The 18,942-nt window shown below is 74.2% G+C and carries 12 protein-coding genes; 4 read left to right on the forward strand and 8 right to left on the reverse strand.

Annotated elements, in window-relative coordinates; all coding sequences use genetic code 11:
* The first annotated feature begins 26 nt into the window (after positions 1–26).
* The gene (locus tag OG338_RS23030; RefSeq protein WP_405939120.1) at positions 27–3,698 is read left to right on the forward strand and encodes a trypsin-like peptidase domain-containing protein; all 3,672 of its coding nucleotides are present in this window, start codon (positions 27–29) and stop codon (positions 3,696–3,698) included.
* Positions 3,699–3,741: 43 nt separating this feature from the next.
* Positions 3,742–4,701 carry a bifunctional riboflavin kinase/FAD synthetase gene (locus OG338_RS23035; protein ID WP_391268646.1) on the forward strand — a complete coding sequence of 320 codons (960 nt, stop codon included), beginning with the start codon at positions 3,742–3,744 and terminating at the stop codon, positions 4,699–4,701.
* Positions 4,702–4,747: 46 nt separating this feature from the next.
* Here OG338_RS23035 and OG338_RS23040 read toward each other — a convergent pair whose 3' ends face one another.
* The 8 genes from OG338_RS23040 to eccE form a co-directional block, all read right to left on the reverse strand.
* Positions 4,748–5,749 carry an ABC transporter ATP-binding protein gene (locus OG338_RS23040; RefSeq protein ID WP_405939121.1) on the reverse strand — a complete coding sequence of 334 codons (1,002 nt, stop codon included), beginning with the start codon at positions 5,747–5,749 and terminating at the stop codon, positions 4,748–4,750.
* Entirely contained in the window at positions 5,746–6,771 is a 1,026-nt protein-coding gene (locus OG338_RS23045) for an ABC transporter ATP-binding protein (RefSeq protein ID WP_405939122.1), read from the reverse strand. The genes OG338_RS23040 and OG338_RS23045 overlap by 4 nt, the downstream gene beginning before the upstream one ends.
* On the reverse strand, positions 6,768–7,718 hold the full coding sequence (locus tag OG338_RS23050; protein WP_405939123.1) for an ABC transporter permease: 951 nt from the start codon (positions 7,716–7,718) through the stop codon (positions 6,768–6,770). The genes OG338_RS23045 and OG338_RS23050 overlap by 4 nt, the downstream gene beginning before the upstream one ends.
* The gene (locus tag OG338_RS23055) at positions 7,715–8,794 is read right to left on the reverse strand and encodes an ABC transporter permease (RefSeq protein ID WP_405939124.1); all 1,080 of its coding nucleotides are present in this window, start codon (positions 8,792–8,794) and stop codon (positions 7,715–7,717) included. Before OG338_RS23055 ends, OG338_RS23050 begins: the two co-directional genes overlap by 4 nt.
* Positions 8,795–8,894: 100 nt before the next feature.
* Complete coding sequence (locus OG338_RS23060; protein ID WP_405939125.1) at positions 8,895–10,769, reverse strand: ABC transporter substrate-binding protein; 1,875 nt, start codon at positions 10,767–10,769, stop codon at positions 8,895–8,897.
* Between the two features lie 196 nt (positions 10,770–10,965).
* Positions 10,966–13,734: an SCO5717 family growth-regulating ATPase gene (locus OG338_RS23065; protein ID WP_405939126.1), complete on the reverse strand. Its 2,769-nt coding sequence runs from the start codon at positions 13,732–13,734 to the stop codon at positions 10,966–10,968.
* Between the two features lie 334 nt (positions 13,735–14,068).
* Positions 14,069–14,788, reverse strand: a complete 720-nt coding sequence (locus tag OG338_RS23070; protein WP_405939127.1) for a hypothetical protein — start codon at positions 14,786–14,788, stop codon at positions 14,069–14,071.
* Positions 14,788–16,017 carry a type VII secretion protein EccE gene (eccE, locus tag OG338_RS23075; protein WP_405939128.1) on the reverse strand — a complete coding sequence of 410 codons (1,230 nt, stop codon included), beginning with the start codon at positions 16,015–16,017 and terminating at the stop codon, positions 14,788–14,790. Before eccE ends, OG338_RS23070 begins: the two co-directional genes overlap by 1 nt.
* Before the next feature lie 207 nt (positions 16,018–16,224).
* On the opposite strand from eccE, the gene eccB reads away from it, so the two are divergent.
* On the forward strand, positions 16,225–17,763 hold the full coding sequence (eccB, locus tag OG338_RS23080; RefSeq protein ID WP_405939129.1) for a type VII secretion protein EccB: 1,539 nt from the start codon (positions 16,225–16,227) through the stop codon (positions 17,761–17,763).
* Between the two features lies 1 nt (position 17,764).
* Positions 17,765–18,940 (forward strand): type VII secretion-associated serine protease mycosin, encoded by a 1,176-nt coding sequence (gene mycP, locus OG338_RS23085; RefSeq protein WP_405939130.1) that lies wholly within the window; start codon positions 17,765–17,767, stop codon positions 18,938–18,940.
* Positions 18,941–18,942: the final 2 nt, after the last annotated feature.

Consider the following 18,942-nt stretch of genomic DNA (forward strand, 5'->3'; position numbering starts at 1 on the left):
GATCTTCGGCGGCCTACCGTCGGATCATGGGATGCGGGGACCGGGCGACGCTGGTACGACTGTGCGATCCGGCCGGCAGGCCGCGGGGGACCGGCTTCGTCGCCGACGACCGGGGCACGGTGGTCACCAGCCACGAGGCGGTCGACGGCCTTCCGTACCTCCTGCTGCACGGCACGGACGGCCGCAGCCACCGCGTCGGGGCCGCCGACATCACCGCCGTGCCCGAATGGGACCTCGCCCTGCTGCCCACCGGCGGCCCCGACACCCTCGGCGTCCGGCCACTGCCCGTGTGCGTACGCGAGCGCATCGACCCCGGTACGTATGTGACGGTCGCCGCCCACGGTCTGCGCGAGGCGCGCATCCTGGGCCGCACACCGGTCACGTACACCAGCCGCGGCCGCACCCACCGGATCGACCAGGCCCTGGAACTGGCCCTCGGCACGGACGGCAGCGACGCGCTCCGGCTGGGCGGCGCGGCGGTCGGCGGGCCCGTGCTCGACCCGGACAGCGGGGCCGTCATCGCCGTCATCGGACTCGCCCTGCGCGCCTCCCACGCCACCGCCGGCTGCGCCGCGCCACTGGCCGGGGCGCCCGCCGACGGGCCGCTGGGCGAGCTGCTGCGGCGCAACGCCGCGACCGTCCCCGGCTACGGCCCCGATCTCAACCTCGCCGGGGCCCTCCAGCTCACCGCCATGTCCGTCGGCTCGGCGGGCGGTCCGGGCGAGCGGTACGAACCGGTGGAGCGGCCCGACGTCCGCGCCGAGGCCGAGGCGTTCGCCGGGCCCTTCGCCGAGCCCTTCGCGGCGACCGAACCCCTCGCGGCGGCCGGGCCCTTCGCCGCGGCCGGCTCGGACGAACCCGCCGTGGTCCTCGGCCTCGTCGGCGAACCGGGCACCGGACGCACCACCGAGCTGGCCGCCATCGCCGCGCGCCGGGCGACCGGCCCGGTGCCCGCGCCCACGCTGTGGCTGCGCGGCGCCGACCTCCTCGCGGACGACACCTCCGTCGCCGACGCCGTCGGGCGCACGCTCCAGCAGGCCGGGCGCATCGTCGGCGCCGCCGGAGCCCCGGGCGACATGGCGAGCGCCACGCCCGAGCGGGTCGCCCGGCTCGCCGCGGCCTCCGGCGTGCCGCTCCTCGTCCTGCTGGACGCCCCGGAGGAGATGCCGCCCGTCCTGGCCCACCGGCTCGCCCGCTGGACCACCGGCACGGTCGGCTGGCTCCGCGAGAACGGCGCCCGGCTCGTCGTCGGCTGCCGCCCCGAGCACTGGGAGACGGCCGGCGCGCTCTGCCCGCCCGGGGCCCTGCACCGGCCCGCCAGGCCCGTCCGGCGGCTGCCCCCGGCGGTCCGTGTCACCGACTTCACCGCCGCCCAGGCCGAACGTGCCAGGGAAGCGCTCGGCCTCCCGCCCGACGCCCTCGCCGCCGGCCACGACCGCCATCCGCTGACCCTCCGGCTGCTCGCCGAGGTACGCGAGGCCCTGCCACCGGACACCGCAGGGCGCCCCGGCACGGAAGAGGTCTTCGCCGCCCACCTCGACCTGATGTGCCTGCGCATCGCCGTCCGCATCGCCGCCGGGAGCCGTCCCGGGCCCACAGCGGTGCGGCGGCTGGCGGCCCGGGTGGCCGGACAGGTCCACGAGGCGGCCCGCCGCTGCCTCGGCCCCGGCCAGGGCGAGCTGGACCGGGCCGCCTTCGAGGAGCTGTTCCCCTGGCGTACGGGATGGGCCCCGGCGGTCCTCACCGAAGGGCTCCTCGTCCCGGCCGGGGCCGGCTACCGCTTCGCCCACGAAGAGGTGGGGGACTGGATCCAGAGCACCCACCTCGACCTGGACGCGGCCCTGCGCGCCCTGGTGCACCGGTGGCACGCGGAGCCGGCGGAGGACGACGACAGGGTGCCGCGCCCCCGCCGGGGCGGCCCCGCCGAGGACCCGCCGCCGGCCGGACCGCGCAGCCTGCCCGTGCCCCGGCACCGCATCGGCCCGGTCATCCAGGCCCTCCTGCTGCTGGCCCGCCGCCACGGCACGGCCGCCCTGGCCCACCGGCTCGCGGACCTCATCGAGGCGCTGGACCGGCTGCCGGAAGGGGCGGCGGACGGCGACCGGGCCCTGCCCCTGTCCGACCCGCGCTGGTGGGCCGCGCGCCTGCTCGCCGAGACGCTGCTGAGGGTGCCCGACGCCCGTCCGTATCTCGGCGTGCTCCGGCTGCTCGCCGGGCGTGTCGTGCGGAGTTCCGCCGAGGCGGGCGGGGGAGGGGCGCGCGGGGGAGGGGCGCGCGGGGCGTACGCCGAATTCGGGCCCTGGTTCTGGCGGGGGCCGCGGCTGCCCGAGGCGGACCGGATGGACCTCTTCCGCCGCCTCGTCCCCGCCGACGGGCCACCGGGCGAGGGGGACGGCGACGCGCGGTTCCTCGACGCCGTCGCCCGGCGGCTCGCCGCCCATCCGCGTACCGTCATGCCCCTCCTGTGCGCGTGGTTCACGGACGAACGGACGCTCGCCACAGCCCCGGACACCCCCGTGCGCCCCACCGTCGCCGCCGCCGCGCAGGCCCTCCTGCACGCCCGCCGGGACCTCGCGGTCGACGACCTGGCCGACGCGCTCGTCGCCGCCGGGCACCCCCGGGCCGAGGAGCTGCTCGCCGCGCTCGCCGAGGATGAGCCCACCGCGCTCTGCCGGGCCGTCGAACGCTGGGCCGGGGACGAGGACCGGCGCGCCCGCCGGGTCGCCGCCGTCTCGTACGCGACGCTCGTCACCCCCCACATCACCCTGGACGCGGACCGCGACCGGGTGCGCCGGGCCGTGCTCGCGGTGCTGGCCCGCCCGGCCGACAGCGAGCTGCACGGACCGGTCCTCGCCCTGCTCGTCGCGGACCCCCGGACCCGGGCCCGCTACCTCCCGCAGGCCGTCCGGGCCTTCGTCGCCGAGGGCCCCCAGGACGTGCGGGTGCCCGCCGCCGCGCTCGCCGCCGCTCTGCCCACGCACGCGGACATCGTGGTGACCGCCTACCGGGACCGGCTCGCGCGGCCGGACCAGGGCGCGGGCGAGGTGCTGCGGGCGCTGGCCGGGATCGACGCCCCGGAGCTGGCGCTGCACGCCGCCGGACTCGTACGTGCCTATGCCGAGGGCCATCCGGAGGACACGGCGCACACCGCCGCCTATCTGGACCGCCGGCTGGAGCACGGGCCCGCCGCGCGCGCCCTGCTGCTGCCGCTGCTCACCGGGCTGCTCCGGGACCGCCCGGCGGCCGCGCCGGTCCGGGGATCGCTGGCCGCGGTGCTCGCCTCGCCCGGCAGCCCCGCGTCGCAGCCCGCCCGCGACGAGCTCCTGGAGGTGCTGCTGGACGCCGAGCAGCGCGGCGGGACCCCGGACCCGGTGGTCCTGGAAGCCCTGCTGAGGGCCGCCGCGGCCGGCTGCGCCGGGCGGTCACCGGTGCGCACCAGGGCGCTGGTGCACCGGACCGGAATGCTCCTCGTGCGTACCCCCGAAGGGGCCGCCCTGTTCGACCGGCGGCTCGTCGCGCTGGTCCGCGAGGTGCCCGGGTTCGGCGCGCTGGTCGCGGGCTGGCTGGCCGACGCGCCGCAGGAGTGGGCGGCCGTCGTGGGGCCCAGCGCGCGGCGCACGGTGGAGGCGCCGCATGCCCCGATGACCATGCCGATGCAGGCCGCAGGGCGTGAGCATGGCAGTCTTAGACCTGCGTAAGCGAGATATCCACGTACACAGGTTCGGGCGAGGAGCGGTCAGAGTGCAGCGCTGGCGAGGCTTGGAGGACATCCCCCAGGACTGGGGGCGCAGCGTCGTCACCATCGGCTCGTACGACGGGGTGCACCGCGGACACCAGCTGATCATCGGCCGTGCCGTCGAACGGGCCCGCGAGCTGGGCGTGCCGTCGGTCGTCGTGACCTTCGACCCGCACCCCAGCGAGGTCGTCCGGCCCGGCAGCCACCCCCCGCTGCTCGCCCCGCACCACCGGCGCGCCGAGCTGATGGCGGAGCTGGGTGTGGACGCGATGCTGATCCTGCCGTTCACCACGGAGTTCTCGCGGCTCGCCCCGGCCGACTTCATCGCCAAGGTGCTCGTGGACAAGCTGCACGCCCGGCTGGTCATCGAGGGCCCCAACTTCCGTTTCGGCCACAAGGCCGCGGGGAACGTCGAGCTGCTGGCCGAGCTGGGTGCCGAGCACGACTACCGCGTCGAGGTCATCGACCTGCGGGTGAGCGGCGCGGCGGGCGGCGGCGAGCCGTTCTCCTCCACGCTCACCCGGCGCCTGGTCGCCGAGGGTGACGTGGCCGGGGCCGCCGAGATCCTGGGCCGCCCGCACCGCGTCGAGGGCGTCGTCGTCCGGGGCGCCCAGCGCGGCCGCGAGCTCGGCTTCCCCACCGCGAACGTCGAAACCCTCCCGCACACCGCGATCCCCGCCGACGGCGTCTACGCGGGCTGGCTGCACGCGAACGGCGAGGCGATGCCCGCCGCGATCTCGGTCGGCACCAACCCGCAGTTCGACGGCACCGAGCGCACCGTGGAGGCGTACGCGATCGACCGCGTCGGCCTCGACCTGTACGGCCTCCACGTGGCCGTGGACTTCCTGGCGTACGTACGCGGAATGCTGAAGTTCGACACGATCGACGACCTGCTGGTGGCGATGGCCGCCGATGTGAAGCGGTGCAGCGAGCTGGTCGCCGCCGCCGAGGCCGGACAGGACTGACCACGCGGGTTTCCCGGCCGGGCGGGCCGGGAAACCCGGACGGCCGTCAGGACGTGGGCGCGGCCACCTCCGCCGTGGCCCAGTGGCACGCCACCTGCGTCTCCCCGCCGCCCGACAGGACCGGCAGGTCCTGCGTACGGCAGGCGTCCGCGACGCCCGCCCGCTCCGCCTCGCCGGATGACAGCACCTGGCAGCGGGCGTGGAAGCGGCAGCCGGACGGCACCCGGGACGGGTCCGGCGGCTCGCCCGTGAGCACCACCGGATCGCCCGGCGCCTCCGGCAGCACCGACAGCAGCGCCCGGGTGTACGGATGACGCGGGGCCGTCAGGATCTGCTCGACGGCACCCGTCTCCACGATCCGGCCCAGATACATCACCGCGACCCGGTCCGCGATGTTCCACGCCAGACCGAGATCATGCGTCACGACCAGCGCGGAGAGACCCAGCTCCTCGCGCAGCCGCAGCAGCAGCGCCAGGATCTCGCCGCGCACCGACGCGTCCAGCGAGGCGACCGGCTCGTCCGCCACGATCAGCTCCGGCTCCAGGACCAGCGCCCCCGCGATCACGACGCGCTGGCGCTGACCGCCCGACAGCTCGTGCGGGTAGCGCAGGAAGAACCGCTCCGGCGGCCGCAGCCCGGCCCGCGACAGCGCGTCGTGCACCGCCTGCCGCTCATCGCCCGCGTAGCCGTGGATGCGCAGCCCCTCGGCCACCGCCTCGTACACCGTGTGGCGCGGGTTCAGCGAGCCGCTGGGGTCCTGGAGGACCAGCTGGGCGCGCTTGCGGTACGCCTTGAGCGCCCGGCTCCCGTAGTCCAGCGGCTTCCCGTCGAACGTGACCTGACCGGCCGTCGGCGGGACCAGGCCCAGCAGGGAGCGGGCCAGCGTCGTCTTGCCGCACCCCGACTCGCCGACCAGGGCGACGATCTCGCCGGGCCGGATGTCCAGGTCGACCCCGTCCACCGCACGCGCGGGTCCGGCGCCGTGCCGGCCGGGGAAGGTGATCCGGAGCCCCTGCGCGCTGAGCAGGTCCACGGGGGTCGTCGTCATGATGTGCTCCTCGCTTCCTCGGCGCCCGGCAGGACCGGCGCCGCCCCCTCCGTACCGACCAGCACGCACGCGGCCTGCCGCCCGTCGCCCGCGTCCCGCAGCTCCTGGTCCTGTGTGGCGCAGGAGTCCAGGGCCAGGGCGCAGCGCGGGTGGAAGGTGCAGCCGGCCGGCAGCGCCGACGGGTCGGGCGGGTCGCCGGGCAGGCCCTGCGGCGCGAACCGGGACGACAGGTCCCCGATGCGCGGGAAGGCGCCCGACAGGGCCCTGCTGTACGGGTGGTGCGCGCTCTCGTAGACCTCGGACGCCGGGCCCTCCTCCACGACCCGGCCCGCGTACATCACGGCGAGCCGGTCGCAGGTGTCGGACAGCACCGCCAGGTCGTGGCTGATCATGATCAGGCCGAGGTCCTGCTCGGCGACCAGCTGCTCGATCAGGCGCAGGATCTGGGCCTGGATCATCACGTCCAGGGCCGTCGTCGGCTCGTCGGCGATGATCAGGCCCGGATCGCAGGCGAGCGCCATCGCGATCATCACGCGCTGCCGCTGCCCGCCGGACAGCTCGTGCGGATAGGCGTCCGTCCGGGCCGCGGGCAGCCCGACCTGTTCCAGCAGCTCACCGGCGCGCTTGCGGGCCGCCACCGGGGTCGTCTTCCCGTGCAGCAGGATCGGCTCGGCGATCTGGTCCCCGATGCGGTGCACGGCGTTCAGCGAGTGCATGGCGCCCTGGAAGACGATCGACGCGCCCGCCCAGCGGACGGCCCTGACCTGGCCCCACTTCATCGCGAGGACGTCCTCGCCGTTCAGCAGGATCTCGCCGGTCACCTTCGTGCTCGCGGGCAGCAGCCGCAGCAGGGCCAGCGCCAGGGTGGACTTGCCGCAGCCGGACTCCCCGGCGATGCCCAGCTTGCGCCCGGCCTCGACCCGGAGGTTCACGCCACGGACGGCCTGCGCCCCGCCGGCGTACGTCACCGTCAGATCGCGTACCTCCAGAAGAGGCGTCTTGCGAATGCTCGTCGTGCTCAACGGGCCACCCCCAGCTTGGGATTGAGGACGGACTCGATGGCGCGGCCGCACAGTGTGAACGCCAGGGCCACCAGGGCGATGGCGATGCCGGGCGGTGCCAGATACCACCAGTCGCCGGCGCTCACCGCCCCCGCGGCGCGCGCGTCCTGGAGCATGCTGCCCCACGAGGTGATGGTCGGGTCGCCGAGGCCGAGGAAGGCCAGGGTGGCCTCGCTCAGGATCGCGCCGGAGATGGCCAGCGTGGTCTGGGCGAGCACCAGCGGCATCACGTTCGGCAGGACGTGCCGCAGCATGATGTGGCCGTGGCCGCCGCCCAGCGCGCGGGCGCGCTCGATGTACGGGCGGGACTCCACGGCGAGCGTCTGGGCCCGGACCAGCCGGGCCGTGGTCGGCCAGGTCGTGACGCCGATCGCGATGATGATCGTCCACAGCGAGCGGTCCATCACCGAGGCGAGGGCAACCGCGAGGACCAGCGTCGGCATCACCAGGAACCAGTCCGTCACCCGCATCAGCACCGTCGAGTACCAGCCGCGGAAGTGGCCCGCGACGATCCCCACGATCGTGCCGATGGCGACGCACAGGAACGCCGCGAGCAGCCCCACGGTCAGCGAGACACGGGCGCCCCACACCAGGAGCGCGAGCACGCTGCGCCCGAACTGGTCGGTGCCGAGCGGGAATTCACCGCTCGGCGATTCGAGCGCGCCGCCGGACGCCTCGGTGACGCTCTCCGAGTCGGCGCCGACCAGCTGGGGCGCGGCCAGGGCGACCAGGGCGATCAGGATCAGGCCGCCCAGCCCCCACATGCCGCCCTTGTGGCGGCGGTACTCCCGCCAGAAGCGGGCCGCGGACTGGCGTTTACGGGCCCGGGCCAGGGCGCGGGCGCTCCGGACGGGCTCGGGCGGGGCCGGTGCCGGGGTCGGCGTGGGCATGGAATCGGTCGTGGTCATCGGCCCACCCGGGGATCGAGCAGCGGATACAGCACATCGGCCAGGGTGTTCGCCAGGATCACCGCGGTGGCGAAGACGAAGAACAGGCCCTGGACGAGTGGCAGGTCGGGGGTGCTGAGGCCCTGGTAGAACAGGGAGCCGAGGCCCGGCCAGGAGAACACGGTCTCCACCAGGATCTGCCCGGCGACCACATGCCCCAGGTTGACGAACATCAGTGTGAAGGTGGGCAGCATCGCGTTGGGCACGGCGTGCCTGCGCCGTACGACGTCGTCCCGCAGCCCCTTGGCGCGGGCCGTCGTCAGATAGTCGCTGCCCATCTCGTCCAGCAGCGAGGACCGCATCACCAGCAGCGTCTGCGCGTACCCGACCGCCACCAGCGTAATCACGGGGAGCACCATGTGATGCGCCACGTCGATGACGTAATCGAAACCGCTCGTGTCGCCCGATGACATCCCCCCCGTCGGGAACATGCCCGGGATCGGGCCGACGCCCACCGAGAACACGATGATCAGGAGCAGCCCGAGCCAGAACGACGGCACCGAGTACAGCGTGAGCGCGAGCGCGGTGTTGAACCGGTCGCCGGCCGAGCCGTTGCGCCAGGCGGTGCGGGTGCCGAGCCAGATGCCGATGATGCTGTAGAGGACGTAGGCGGTGCCGGTGAGCAGCAGCGTCGCCGGCAGCTTCTCCACGATCTTGTCGATGACCGGTGCGTGGTACGCGAACGAGACGCCGAAGTCGCCGGTGAGCGCGTCCCCGATGTAGCTGGTGAACTGCTGCCACATCGGCTGGTCGAGCCCGAGCTGGTGGCGCAGCGACTCCAGCTGTTCGGCCGATACGGGCCGGCCGCCCGTCATCTGCTTGACCGGGTCGCTCGGAATGAGCCGGAAGAGGAAGAAGCTGGTGACCAGAACCGCGAACAGCGAGACGACGGCGCCCGCGATCTTGGCGGCCACGTATTTCAGATAGGCCGTGGTGTTGCGCGCCCGTGGACCGCGCGCGGCCGAGGGTCCGGCCGGAGGGCCGTCCGCGGCCGCGTCCGCCTGTTTCACGAGCGCCGGAGTGCTGTCAGCTGTCATGGGGAACTCTCGTTACTCGTGTCGTTCCTGGAAGAAGCCGGCCGGCGCGAGCTTCGTACCGCATCCGCGCCGGCCGGCCCCTTTCCTCCCGTTCGAGAACCTACTCGCGATCGTCCGCGGTGGTGCGGCGGCGCCGCGAGATCAGGAAGCCGCCACCTGCGAGGACCACGACTGCCACCACGATTCCGATGATCACACCGGTGGAGGAGCCGGAGCCGTCGCTGTCCGAGCCGCCGTCGCCGCTCGCCGGCACGGCCGACCACCAGCTCCAGTAGCCGTCCTGGCCGTAGATGTTGCCGGCCGCCTCGGGCATGGTCGTGATCGACTTGATCTGGTCGGTGCGGTATGCCTCGACCGCGTTCGGGTACGCCATCACGTTCATGTACCCGGAGTCGTACAGCCACGACTGCATCTGCCCGACCAGCTCGGTGCGCTTCGCGGGGTCGTACTCGGCGAGCTGCTTCCGGTACAGCTCGTCGTACTTCTTGTCGCAGATGAAGTTGTCCGTGGTCGCGCTGGCCTTGGCCTTCGTCGGCAGGGCCGCGCAGGTGTGGATGCCGAGGACGAAGTCCGGGTCCGGGTTGACCGACCAGCCGTCGAAGGCGAGGTCGTACTCACCGGCGTACCAGGGCACGGAGACGTCGTCCAGGCAGTCGACCTTCAGCCCGATGCCGAGCTTGCCCCACCACTCCTTCAGGTACTTGCCGACCGCCTTGTCGTTCGGGTCGGTGGCGTGGCACAGGAGGCGCAGGTCGAGCGGCTTGCCGTCCTTGCCGACGCGCTGGTCGCCCTTGAGCTTGTAGCCCGCCTCGTCCAGCAGCTTCGCCGCCTTGTCGGGGTCGTAGCTCAGCGCCTGGTCGGCGGAGGGCTCCCAGGTGTACGCCGAGAAGCGCGGCGGGATGTAGCCCTTGCCCTCGACGGCGTGGCCCTGGAAGACCTTGTCGATGATCGTCTCGCGGTCGACCGACAGGAACAGCGCCTGACGCACCTTCTGGTCGAGCAGCGCCTTGTTGCCGTTGCCGAACTTCTTGCCGTCCTTGGTCTGCGCGCCGGGGTTGGTGGCCAGCGCGTAGAAGCGGCGGCCGGGACCCTCGTTGACCTTGATGTTCTTGTCGCCCTTGAGCGAGTTCGCCTGAGCGGGCGTCAGCGCGGGCGAACCGGCGACGAAGGAGACCTCACCCTTGCGGAGGGCGGCGACGGCGGCGTCCTGGTCCTTGTACGTCTTGAAGACCAGCTCGTCGAACTTGGGCGCGCCGCGCCAGAAGTCCTTGTTGGCCTTGAGCTTCACGTACTGGTCGACCTTGTAGTCCGTCAGGATGAACGGGCCGTTGCCGACGACGGGGAACTTCGTGTCGTTGTTGAACTTCGAGAAGTCGCCGACCTTCTCCCACACGTGCTTCGGCACGATCGGCACGTCGAGCGCGGCCATGGTGGCCTGCGGCTCCTTGAGCTCGATGACCAGCTCGGTCGGGCTGGGGGCCGTGACCTTCTTGAAGTTGGTGACGAAGCTGCCGTTGGCCTGGGCGGCGGCCTCGTCGTCCATCATCTTGTTGAACGTCCAGGCGGCGTCCTCGGCGGTCGCCTGCTGGCCGTCGGACCACTTCGAATCGCTCCGAATGGTGTACGTCCACGTCAGCTTGTCGGCGGAGGGCTCCCACTTGGTCGCCAGGCCGGGGATGGCGTGGTTGTCCTTGGCGTCATAGTTCGTCAGGAAGTCGTACATGAGCCGCGAGACGCTGGTGCTCAGCAGCTTCTGGGCGAGGAACGGGCTCAGGGAGTCGACGCTCTGCGCGACCGCGACGGTGAGCGTCTTGTTGCCGCTGTCGGCGGCCTGCGCCTGCTGGGGCGCGGCTCCGAGGGGCATTCCCGGCACAACGGACCCGGCCGCGAGAGCGAGGGCGGCGGCACCGGAGGCCAGGAGCACACGCAGACGTGAGCGTGGCGGGGCGGAGGACGGTGGAACTCTTACGACCATGGTCTGGGACCTCGCGTCATGACTCGCACGGGAAGGTGTGTTGAACATCGGTTCGCCGGCTGGTGTTGCGAAGGTTTATCAGCGGTGGTCGAGCCGCGTCAACGGTCCCCGAAACGGCGTGTGGTCTGCGGATATGCCAAAAGGGTCCGCATCGCGGAGGCGATGCGGACCCTCATTGGTTTAGACCTCTGACGCCTTACTGCTGAGGCGCTGGCGGCGGCTGCTGCTGCCATCCGGCGGGCGGTACGGGACCTTGCAGCCCGGGCTGCGCGGGCTGTCCGGGCTGATCACCCTGCGGCTGGGGCTGCGGGTACGGCTGCTGGGCCTGGGCCGGGGGCTGCTGCTGCCAGTTCTGCCCGGCACCGGGACCCGGCTGCGGGGGGTAGGGCTGCGGCTGGCCGCCGTACGACTGGGGCTGCTGGGGCTGCGGATAGGGCTGACCGGGTTGCTGTGGTGCGTACGGCTGTCCGGGGTACGGCTGCTGGGGTGCGTACGGCTGCTGGGCCGGGGCCTGCTGACCGGGGGTCTGCTGGGCCGGGATCTGCCGGCCCGGCAGTGGCGGGGCGTACTGCGGCGGCGGGCCGCTGCCGTCCGATGTCCACAGCCCCTGCTGCTGCTGGGCGCGCGCGAAGTCCTCGGCGACCAGGGCGGAGAGGTTGAAGTACGCCTCCCGGGTCTTCGGCCGCATCATGTCGAGGTCGACCTCCGCACCGGCCGACAGGTGCTCGTCGAACGGCACGACGACCACCCCGCGGCAGCGCGTCCGGAAGTGCTGCACGATGTCGTCGACCTTGATCATCTTGCCGGTCTCGCGGACACCGGAGATCACTGTGAGGGACCGCTGGACCAGCTCCGCGTACCCGTGCGCCGACAGCCAGTCCAGGGTCGTGGACGCACTGGAGGCGCCGTCGACCGAGGGCGTCGAGACGATGATCAGCTGATCGGCCAGATCCAGCACCCCGCGCATCGCGCTGTACAGCAGACCGGTGCCGGAGTCCGTGAGGATGATCGGGTACTGCTTGCCGAGCACGTCGATCGCACGCCGGTAGTCCTCGTCGTTGAAGGCCGTGGAGACCGCCGGGTCCACGTCGTTGGCGATGATCTCCAGCCCGGAGGGCGCCTGCGAGGTGAACCGCCGGATGTCCATGTACGAGTTGAGGTGCGGGATCGCGTGCACCAGGTCGCGGATGGTCGCCCCGGTCTCGCGGCGCACCCGCCGGCCCAGCGTGCCGGCGTCCGGGTTGGCATCGATGGCGAGGATCTTGTCCTGCCGCTCGCTGGCCAGGGTCGCCCCGAGCGCGGTGGTGGTCGTGGTCTTGCCGACGCCGCCCTTGAGGCTGATCACCGCGATCCGGTAGCAGGACAGCACGGGCGTACGGATGAGCTCCAGCCTGCGCTGCCTCTCCTGCTCCTCCTTCTTGCCGCCCAGCTTGAAGCGCGAGGCGCCCGACGGGTTACGGCTGCTCCGGGTCTTCTGCTTGCCCCGGATGAGCCGGTCGGAGGTGAGTTCGACGGCCGCGGTGTAGCCCAGCGGGGCGCCGTGCGCGGAACGCGGGGCGGGGGTGGGCCAGGAGGTGCCGACCCGGGGGTCGACGGGGGGCTGGGGCTGCTGGGGCTGTTCGGGCTGTGGCTGGGCCTGTGCGGGAAGGTTCGGGGTGCCGGTGGCCGGGGTGCCGTTGGCCGGAGGCTGGGCGCTCTGGGGGACTTGGGGCTGGGGCTGCTGCTGTGCGGACCAGGGGGTCTGCGGCTGCGGCGCCTGGGGGGCTTGCGGGGGCTGCGGTGCCTGAGGGGGCTGCGGTGTCTGAGGGGTCTGGGGCGCGGGCGGCTGCGGGCGCTGCGCCGGGAGGTTGGCGGCCGGGAGGGGCTGCTGGGGCTGCGGTTCCGGCTGGTGCGGCTGCGGGGCGTGCGGTGCCTGCGGTTCCGGCTGGGGGAAGCCGTAGCCGGACTGCGGGGCGGGGGGCTGGGGCTGCGCGGCTTGGGGCTGGACGGGCTGCGGGGTCTGCGGCTGTGGGGCCTCCGGCTCCTGCGTGGCCGGCTGGAAGGCGGGCGGCAGCGGCGGGAGACCGCCCTGCGCGGGGGCGGCCGGCGCCCAGGGGGACGGCGAGGAGTCCTGCGGCGCACTGTCCGCCGGTACGCCGAGGGGTGCCGCGTCGTCAGGGGCGGCGTCGTTCACCGGAGCGTCGTCGTCCGCCTTGAGGGAGCCCGCCTCGGGGGAGCCCGCCTCGGGGGAGCCCGACTCGGGGGAGCCCGACTCGGCGGGGGGCTCGTCGGCGGGCACGGCGTCGGACGGCACCGCGTCGGACGGTTCCATATCGCGCGGCTTCAGGCTGTACGGCTCCGAGGACGCGTCGGCCGACGCGAGGCCGGCGCCATCGCCCTCCGCGCTGTCCCCGGTCCCGTCGGTCCCGTCCGAGGACTTGGGCGTCGTCGCCGCCTCCTCGGGCTCGAAGTCGAAGACCCTTCCCAGGACGTCGTCCCAGGACTCCTCCGGCTCCGCGCCGGGCGTACCCGCCTCCTCGTCGTCCGAAACGGCACGGGCGGCCCCGGCCGCGTGGTCGCCGGCATCGGACGGCGCATCGGCGTCCGGCTCCGCCGCGCGCTCCCGCTCCTCGATCTCCCGCTTCAGCGCGGAGGCCGAGAACCGCATGGTGGCGCCGCTGTCGAGGTCGCCGGTGCCCTGCACGCCCGCGTCCAGGGGCTCCGCCGGGGCGGGTGTCCAGTCGAGGTCGAAACCGCGCTGCGCAGGCGGCGGGGGCAGCGGCACCGGGTCCCCGCTCGGCGGCGGGGGCGATGCCGGAGGCGTACCGGCGCCGCCCGAGGAGTCGCCCGGCGCGTTCTGCGTGTACCAGGCGGGCGGGGTGTAGTCGATGGTGAACTCACCCGTCGCCTCGGCGGGCTCCGCGTCGGACGACTCGTCGACGGGCTTGTCCCAGCCCCCGCGCATCTCGTCCCGATCGCCGTTCACTTTGCCTCCTGGTGTGGTCGAGCACCCTTGTGCCGTGGTGGGTGGGGGCCGTTCCCGTAACGCGAAACCGCCCGGCTCTCCCCCTGGGACGCACATGGCCTGCCCTCGGGTTCTCCGCCGCGTCCGGCCCCAGCCTAAACGCCATGCACCCCGTCATGGCAGGCCGTACGACGCCGCGAACACTGTCCCGTACGTCACGTACTGCACCCAAGTGGACTGAGTGCGACAGGGAGTAAAACCCAAAGCGGTCAAATGCGCGCAACCGCACCGTGAATCGTGTCCGCCGCGCCCCTGTACCCCCTACCGCACAGCGGTAATCCCAGGCGTACGCCCGTCAGTCCACCCGGCGCGCGGCGCCCAGCAGCCCCGTCTCCGCGTCGGTCGCCCGGGTCGTCACCAGCCGGCTCTCCCGTCGCGTGCACCAGAGGGTGGCCCCGTCCGCCAGGGCGGGCAGCGCGCGGACCGCACCGGCCGGCAACCGCAGGAGGCGCCCGGCCTCCGCCGCCTCGTCGGGCGACACCCGCTGCACGCCCACCAGCGACGCCCTCTCGATCAGCCCGGACGCGGCGGCACCCAGATAAGGCAACAGGGTCAGCACCGACTGCCACGGCCCGGACCCGGCCCGCCCGGGCGGCGGACGCATGCCGCAGTCCCGTACGACGATAACCGGCGAGGCCGCCGAGGGGCCCAGCGGCGGCACCCGGCCGACCTCGTGCAGTGCGACGCACCCGCTGCCGCCGGCGGCCCGGGCCAGGCTCGCCCAGGCGGGCGCCCGACCCGTCTCCACCACGATCCGCGCACCCGTCGCCGCTGTCCGCAGCGCGAGCACCTGCGCCGTCCACAGCCCGCCGACGAGCGTGATCTCGTACGGGGAAGGGCGGTTGAGGCCGAGCACGGCGGGGAAGCCCTCCTCGTCCGCGCCGATCACCACCCCGTCGTCGCCCACCGGCATGCCCAGCGAGGCCAGTTGCTCGGGTCCGATGGTGTACCGCCGCCGGCGCGGCCCGACCGGCCCGAAGCCCAGCCGGCCCCGCACCCGCCCGGGCGCCGCCATCAGCGGACCCCGCCCAGCGGCAGCGTGGCGAGCACCCCGGGCAGCTGCTCGCGGTCCAGCCGCACGAGCGAGACCCGCACCCCGCGCGCCACCCGCTCCAGTTCACGCCGCGCTGCCCGAAGTTCCTCACCGGTGCGCGCGCTGATCCGCAAGTGCCCCGCCGCCGCGACCTCCTGCCGGTCACCCCGCGCCAGCGTCAGGCTGAACGTCGTGGCCGGCGCCGGCACCGAACTGAGCAGCGCGACCAGCCGGGGCATCGGCACCTCCCCGGAGCGCGGCCACCGGCGCACCCAGTACGCGGTGTGCCGGTGCCCGTCGCAGCTCCACGTCCGCGAGGTCTCCCGGGTGCGACGGGCGGGCCGCGCGGGCTCGTCGGCACGGGGCGCACCGGCCGCGTCCACGCAGGCCGCGGTGGCGAGCGCGGCCGCAATCTCCGGCTCCGTCAGCACGGTCGCGCCGAACCCCGCCCCGGCCAGCCGGCCGGACAGCTGGTCGGCCGCCCGCGACAGACACCGCTGCGCCCCGGTGAGACCGCCGCCACGCATGCGTACCGCCTCCGGGCAGAGCTCCGGATCGAGCGTCAGCGTGACCCAGGTGATCCGCACCGCCGGTGACCCCGTACGGGCCTGGAGGGGCGCGTAGTTGAGCGTGGCGACCGAGTCGCCGGGGAAGTGCGGGGCCGGCGCGGGCCGGGTGTGCTGCACGATCCGCGCCGACTCCAGGCGGATGCCGTCGACGTCCATCGCATCCCGGACGAGCCCCAGCGGCAGCGGCCGCACGGTCCGGTCCGCCCGCAGCACCGTGTCCGCCGCGTCCACCCGCACCACCACCGTGAGGTGCGTACCGTCGCCGACCATCCCCACCGGCCGCCGGTCCCGGTACGTGAACGAACAAGTACGCAGGCCCGGTACGCACTCGGCCAGCGGGGCCACCAGGGACCCGGTACCGGGGCCGGCGGCCGGCATCCGCGCGGCAGCCCTTCGGTTCCGCACCCGGAACGCGACCACCGTGGCCAGCCAGGCCGGAAGGGAACGGCGGCGCCTGCGCACGACGGCGAGCACCACGAGCAGCGCGGCCGTCATGCCCGCAGGCCCCAGGAGCGCGGGGCCGACGACCCAGGCGCACAGCAGGACCGCCACCGCGACTTCGAACAGGACCAGCTGTTGCAATCGAAAAGTACCGATCGGGCCGAACCGCCGGTTCAGCCGCGCCCCACTCCTGTTCGCCATCCCGCCCTGCCCCCGTCCGTGCCGTCCCGGTCCGCGCCGCACCCGCCCCGCCGAGTGCTCCGACGGAAGCGCACAGCGTATCGGCCTTTGATCAACACCCAGGTACGGGCGGCATAGTGGTCGCCGACAGCGGGAAGCCCCACCGAAGCGCAGGCGGTGGGCGCCCGCAGGTGTGCGGTGCGGGCGGAGAGGGAAGGCGGACCGGTCATGGTGACCCGACGGGACGAGCTGAACGCGTACACATTTGCGAAGAGAAGGGTCCTCGCCGCCTTCCTTCAGCCCTTACCCGACTGCTCCGACGAGGGCGCCCCGCGCCCGCTGCGCGCCGTCCTTCCCGGGGTGCTCACCGGCGCCCTGCTCCTCGCCGGCTTCGGCGCGTACGGCATGTTCCGCCCGGTCGCGCCCAAGGGCTGGGACCGCCCCGGCGCCAAGGTCGTCGTCGGCCGGACATCGACCACCCGCTACGTGGTGCTCACCGCCGGCCGGGGCGCCCATCGCCGTACCCGGCTGCACCCCGTCCTGAACCTCGCGTCCGCCCGGCTGCTGCTCGACCCCGGCGACTACGGCGTCGTCCAGGTCGCCGACGACGTCCTCGACGCGGAAGGACCCCCGCGCGGACCGGTCATCGGCATCCCGTACGCCCCCGACCGGCTCCCCGGGAAGCGGGACGCGGGCACCGCCAAGCGATGGGCCGTGTGCGTACGGCCGGGCGGCGGAGGCACCGGTGTGCAGAAGGCCGGCTTCGTCCTGGCCGCCCGCGACCACCGGCTGACGGAGGGCCCGGACCGGCTCACCGGCGGCCAGGTCCTCTACGTACAGGACCCGCACGGCACCCGGTATCTCGTGGACGCGCGGGGCACCAAATACCGTGTGGACGAGCGGGCCGGCGACCTCGGACACCTCACCGACGCCCTGGTCGGCCGCGCCCGGCCGCGACCCGTCACCGGAGACTGGCTCGCCACCCTGCACACCGGCAGCCCCGTCGCCTTCCCCGTCGTCCCCGGCGAGATCGGCGCCCCCGCCCGCGTCGAGGGCCGGCTGTCCGCCCGCGAGAACCGGGTCGGCGCGGTGCTGCGGACCAGGACCGGCGCGGGCACCGCGTACCACGTGGTGCTCGACGGGAGGGTCCGGTCCGTCTCCGAGTTCACCGCCTGGCTGATCGTCAACTCCCCGCAGACCGCCGCCCTCGACCAGGCCGGCACCGCCTACCCGGCGGGGCTCCAGGACTTCGTTCCCGACCCCGCGCCCTTCGCCGGCCAGGCCGCGCACTGGCCCGCCCGCAAGGCCGTCCGCGTCGACACCGCGCACCGGAACACCGTCTGCTCCGTACTGCGCGCGATGGACGGCAAGGGCCGCACCACCCTGAGCACCTGGGCCGGCACCACGTATCCCGCCGCCGTCGGCACGGGCGGCACCAGCACCTACGTCACCCCCGGCAGCGGGCTCCTTTACACCCAGGTCCGGGGCCACCAGACCAGGCCCGACGGATCACTCTTCCTGGTGACGGACACCGGATTGCGGTACGCGGTTCAGGGGAACGGCGACGGCGACCCCGGGCACTCCGCGCTCCCCGCCGGCACACCCTCCGGCGGCACCCCGCACAGTCCGGGGCGGGCCAACGAGGCTCAGATCCGGCTCGGTTACGAGGGCGTGCGGCCCGCCCTCGTACCGGCCGAGTGGTCGGAGTTCCTTCCCCGCGGACCACGGCTCGACACCTCCAGCGCGCGCCGCCCGCAGGGTTCCTGACATGGCGGCGAACCGGCCGATGGCGGCCCTCGCCGCGCTGGCCACCCTCGCCGTGGCCCAGCCCGCGCACGCGGCCACCGGGCCGGACGGCGGCGCGTGCGTCCTCCCGGTGAACCGGCGGTTCGAGGGCCGCCCCTGGCCGTTGCAACGGGTGCTCCTGGACGAGCTGTGGCACGACACCCGGGGCGAGGGCGTCCGCGTCGCCGTCATCGACACCGGGGTGGACGACACCCACCCCCAGCTCGCGGGCGCGGTCGCCCCCGGCGCCGACACGCTGGCCCCCGGCGGCGACGGCACCGGCGACCCGGTGGGCCACGGCACCCTGGTCGCCGGGCTCATCGCGGCCCGCCCGCGCGAAGGCACCGGATTCGTCGGGCTCGCCCCCGGAGCGACCGTCATCCCGGTCCGCCAGAACGACGCGCGCGGCCACGGCACCGACGCGACGCTCGCCGCCGCGATCGACCACGCCGTCGCCCGGGGCGCCCAGGTCATCAACATCTCGCAGGAGACCGTCCGCCCGCCGGTCCCCGGCTCCGCCCTGGAACGCGCGGTGGCCGAGGCCGTCCGCCGGGACATCGTGGTCGTCGCCTCCGCCGGCAACAACGGCGCCGACGGCGGCCGTACGCCCGCCTACCCGGCCGCGTTCGACGGGGTCCTCGCGGTCGCCGCGTCCGGCCGTGACAACGAACGCGCCCCCTTCTCCCGGCCCGGGAGCTTCGTGGACATCGCCGCGCCGGGCGTCGACATCGTCTCCACCGCCCCCGGCCGCGGCCACTGCGCCGACAGCGGAACCAGCTTCGCCGCCCCCTACGTCAGCGCGGTTGCCGCACTGATGCGCGCCAAGTACCCGCACTGGACGGCCGCGCAGATCGCCGCCCGTATCGAACAGACCGCGGAACGCTCCGTCAACGGCCGTGACGACTTCGTCGGATGGGGTGTAGCCGACCCGGTCCGCGCCCTGTCCGGCGACGACGCCCCGCAGGACACCCCGCACCCCGACGAGCCGCCCCCCGGCGCCCGCGCACCCGACCCCGCGCCGCTGCCGGCAGCCGACACCCCGCAGCGGCGCGACCGCCGCCACGCCGCCTGGGCCATGGCCCTCACGGCCCTCCTGACCGGCGCGGTGGCGGGCGCCGCAGCCGTCGCACGAGAGCTGCGCCGACGCCGTACGCGATGAGC

The sequence above is a fragment of the Streptomyces sp. NBC_00726 genome (genome assembly GCF_045161735.1).
Lineage (GTDB): Bacteria > Actinomycetota > Actinomycetes > Streptomycetales > Streptomycetaceae > Streptomyces.

Excerpts from the sequence above, each read along its gene's own strand:
- OG338_RS23030 (WP_405939120.1), top strand. The coding sequence starts at position 27 with ATGGGATGCGGGGACCGGGCGACGCTGGTACGACTGTGCGATCCGGCC.
- OG338_RS23040 (WP_405939121.1), bottom strand. The coding sequence starts at position 5,749 with ATGACGACGACCCCCGTGGACCTGCTCAGCGCGCAGGGGCTCCGGATC.
- OG338_RS23050 (WP_405939123.1), bottom strand. The coding sequence starts at position 7,718 with ATGACCACGACCGATTCCATGCCCACGCCGACCCCGGCACCGGCCCCG.
- OG338_RS23055 (WP_405939124.1), bottom strand. The coding sequence starts at position 8,794 with ATGACAGCTGACAGCACTCCGGCGCTCGTGAAACAGGCGGACGCGGCC.
- OG338_RS23060 (WP_405939125.1), bottom strand. The coding sequence starts at position 10,769 with ATGGTCGTAAGAGTTCCACCGTCCTCCGCCCCGCCACGCTCACGTCTG.
- OG338_RS23070 (WP_405939127.1), bottom strand. The coding sequence starts at position 14,788 with ATGGCGGCGCCCGGGCGGGTGCGGGGCCGGCTGGGCTTCGGGCCGGTC.
- eccE (WP_405939128.1), bottom strand. The coding sequence starts at position 16,017 with ATGGCGAACAGGAGTGGGGCGCGGCTGAACCGGCGGTTCGGCCCGATC.
- eccB (WP_405939129.1), top strand. The coding sequence starts at position 16,225 with ATGGTGACCCGACGGGACGAGCTGAACGCGTACACATTTGCGAAGAGA.
- mycP (WP_405939130.1), top strand. The coding sequence starts at position 17,765 with ATGGCGGCGAACCGGCCGATGGCGGCCCTCGCCGCGCTGGCCACCCTC.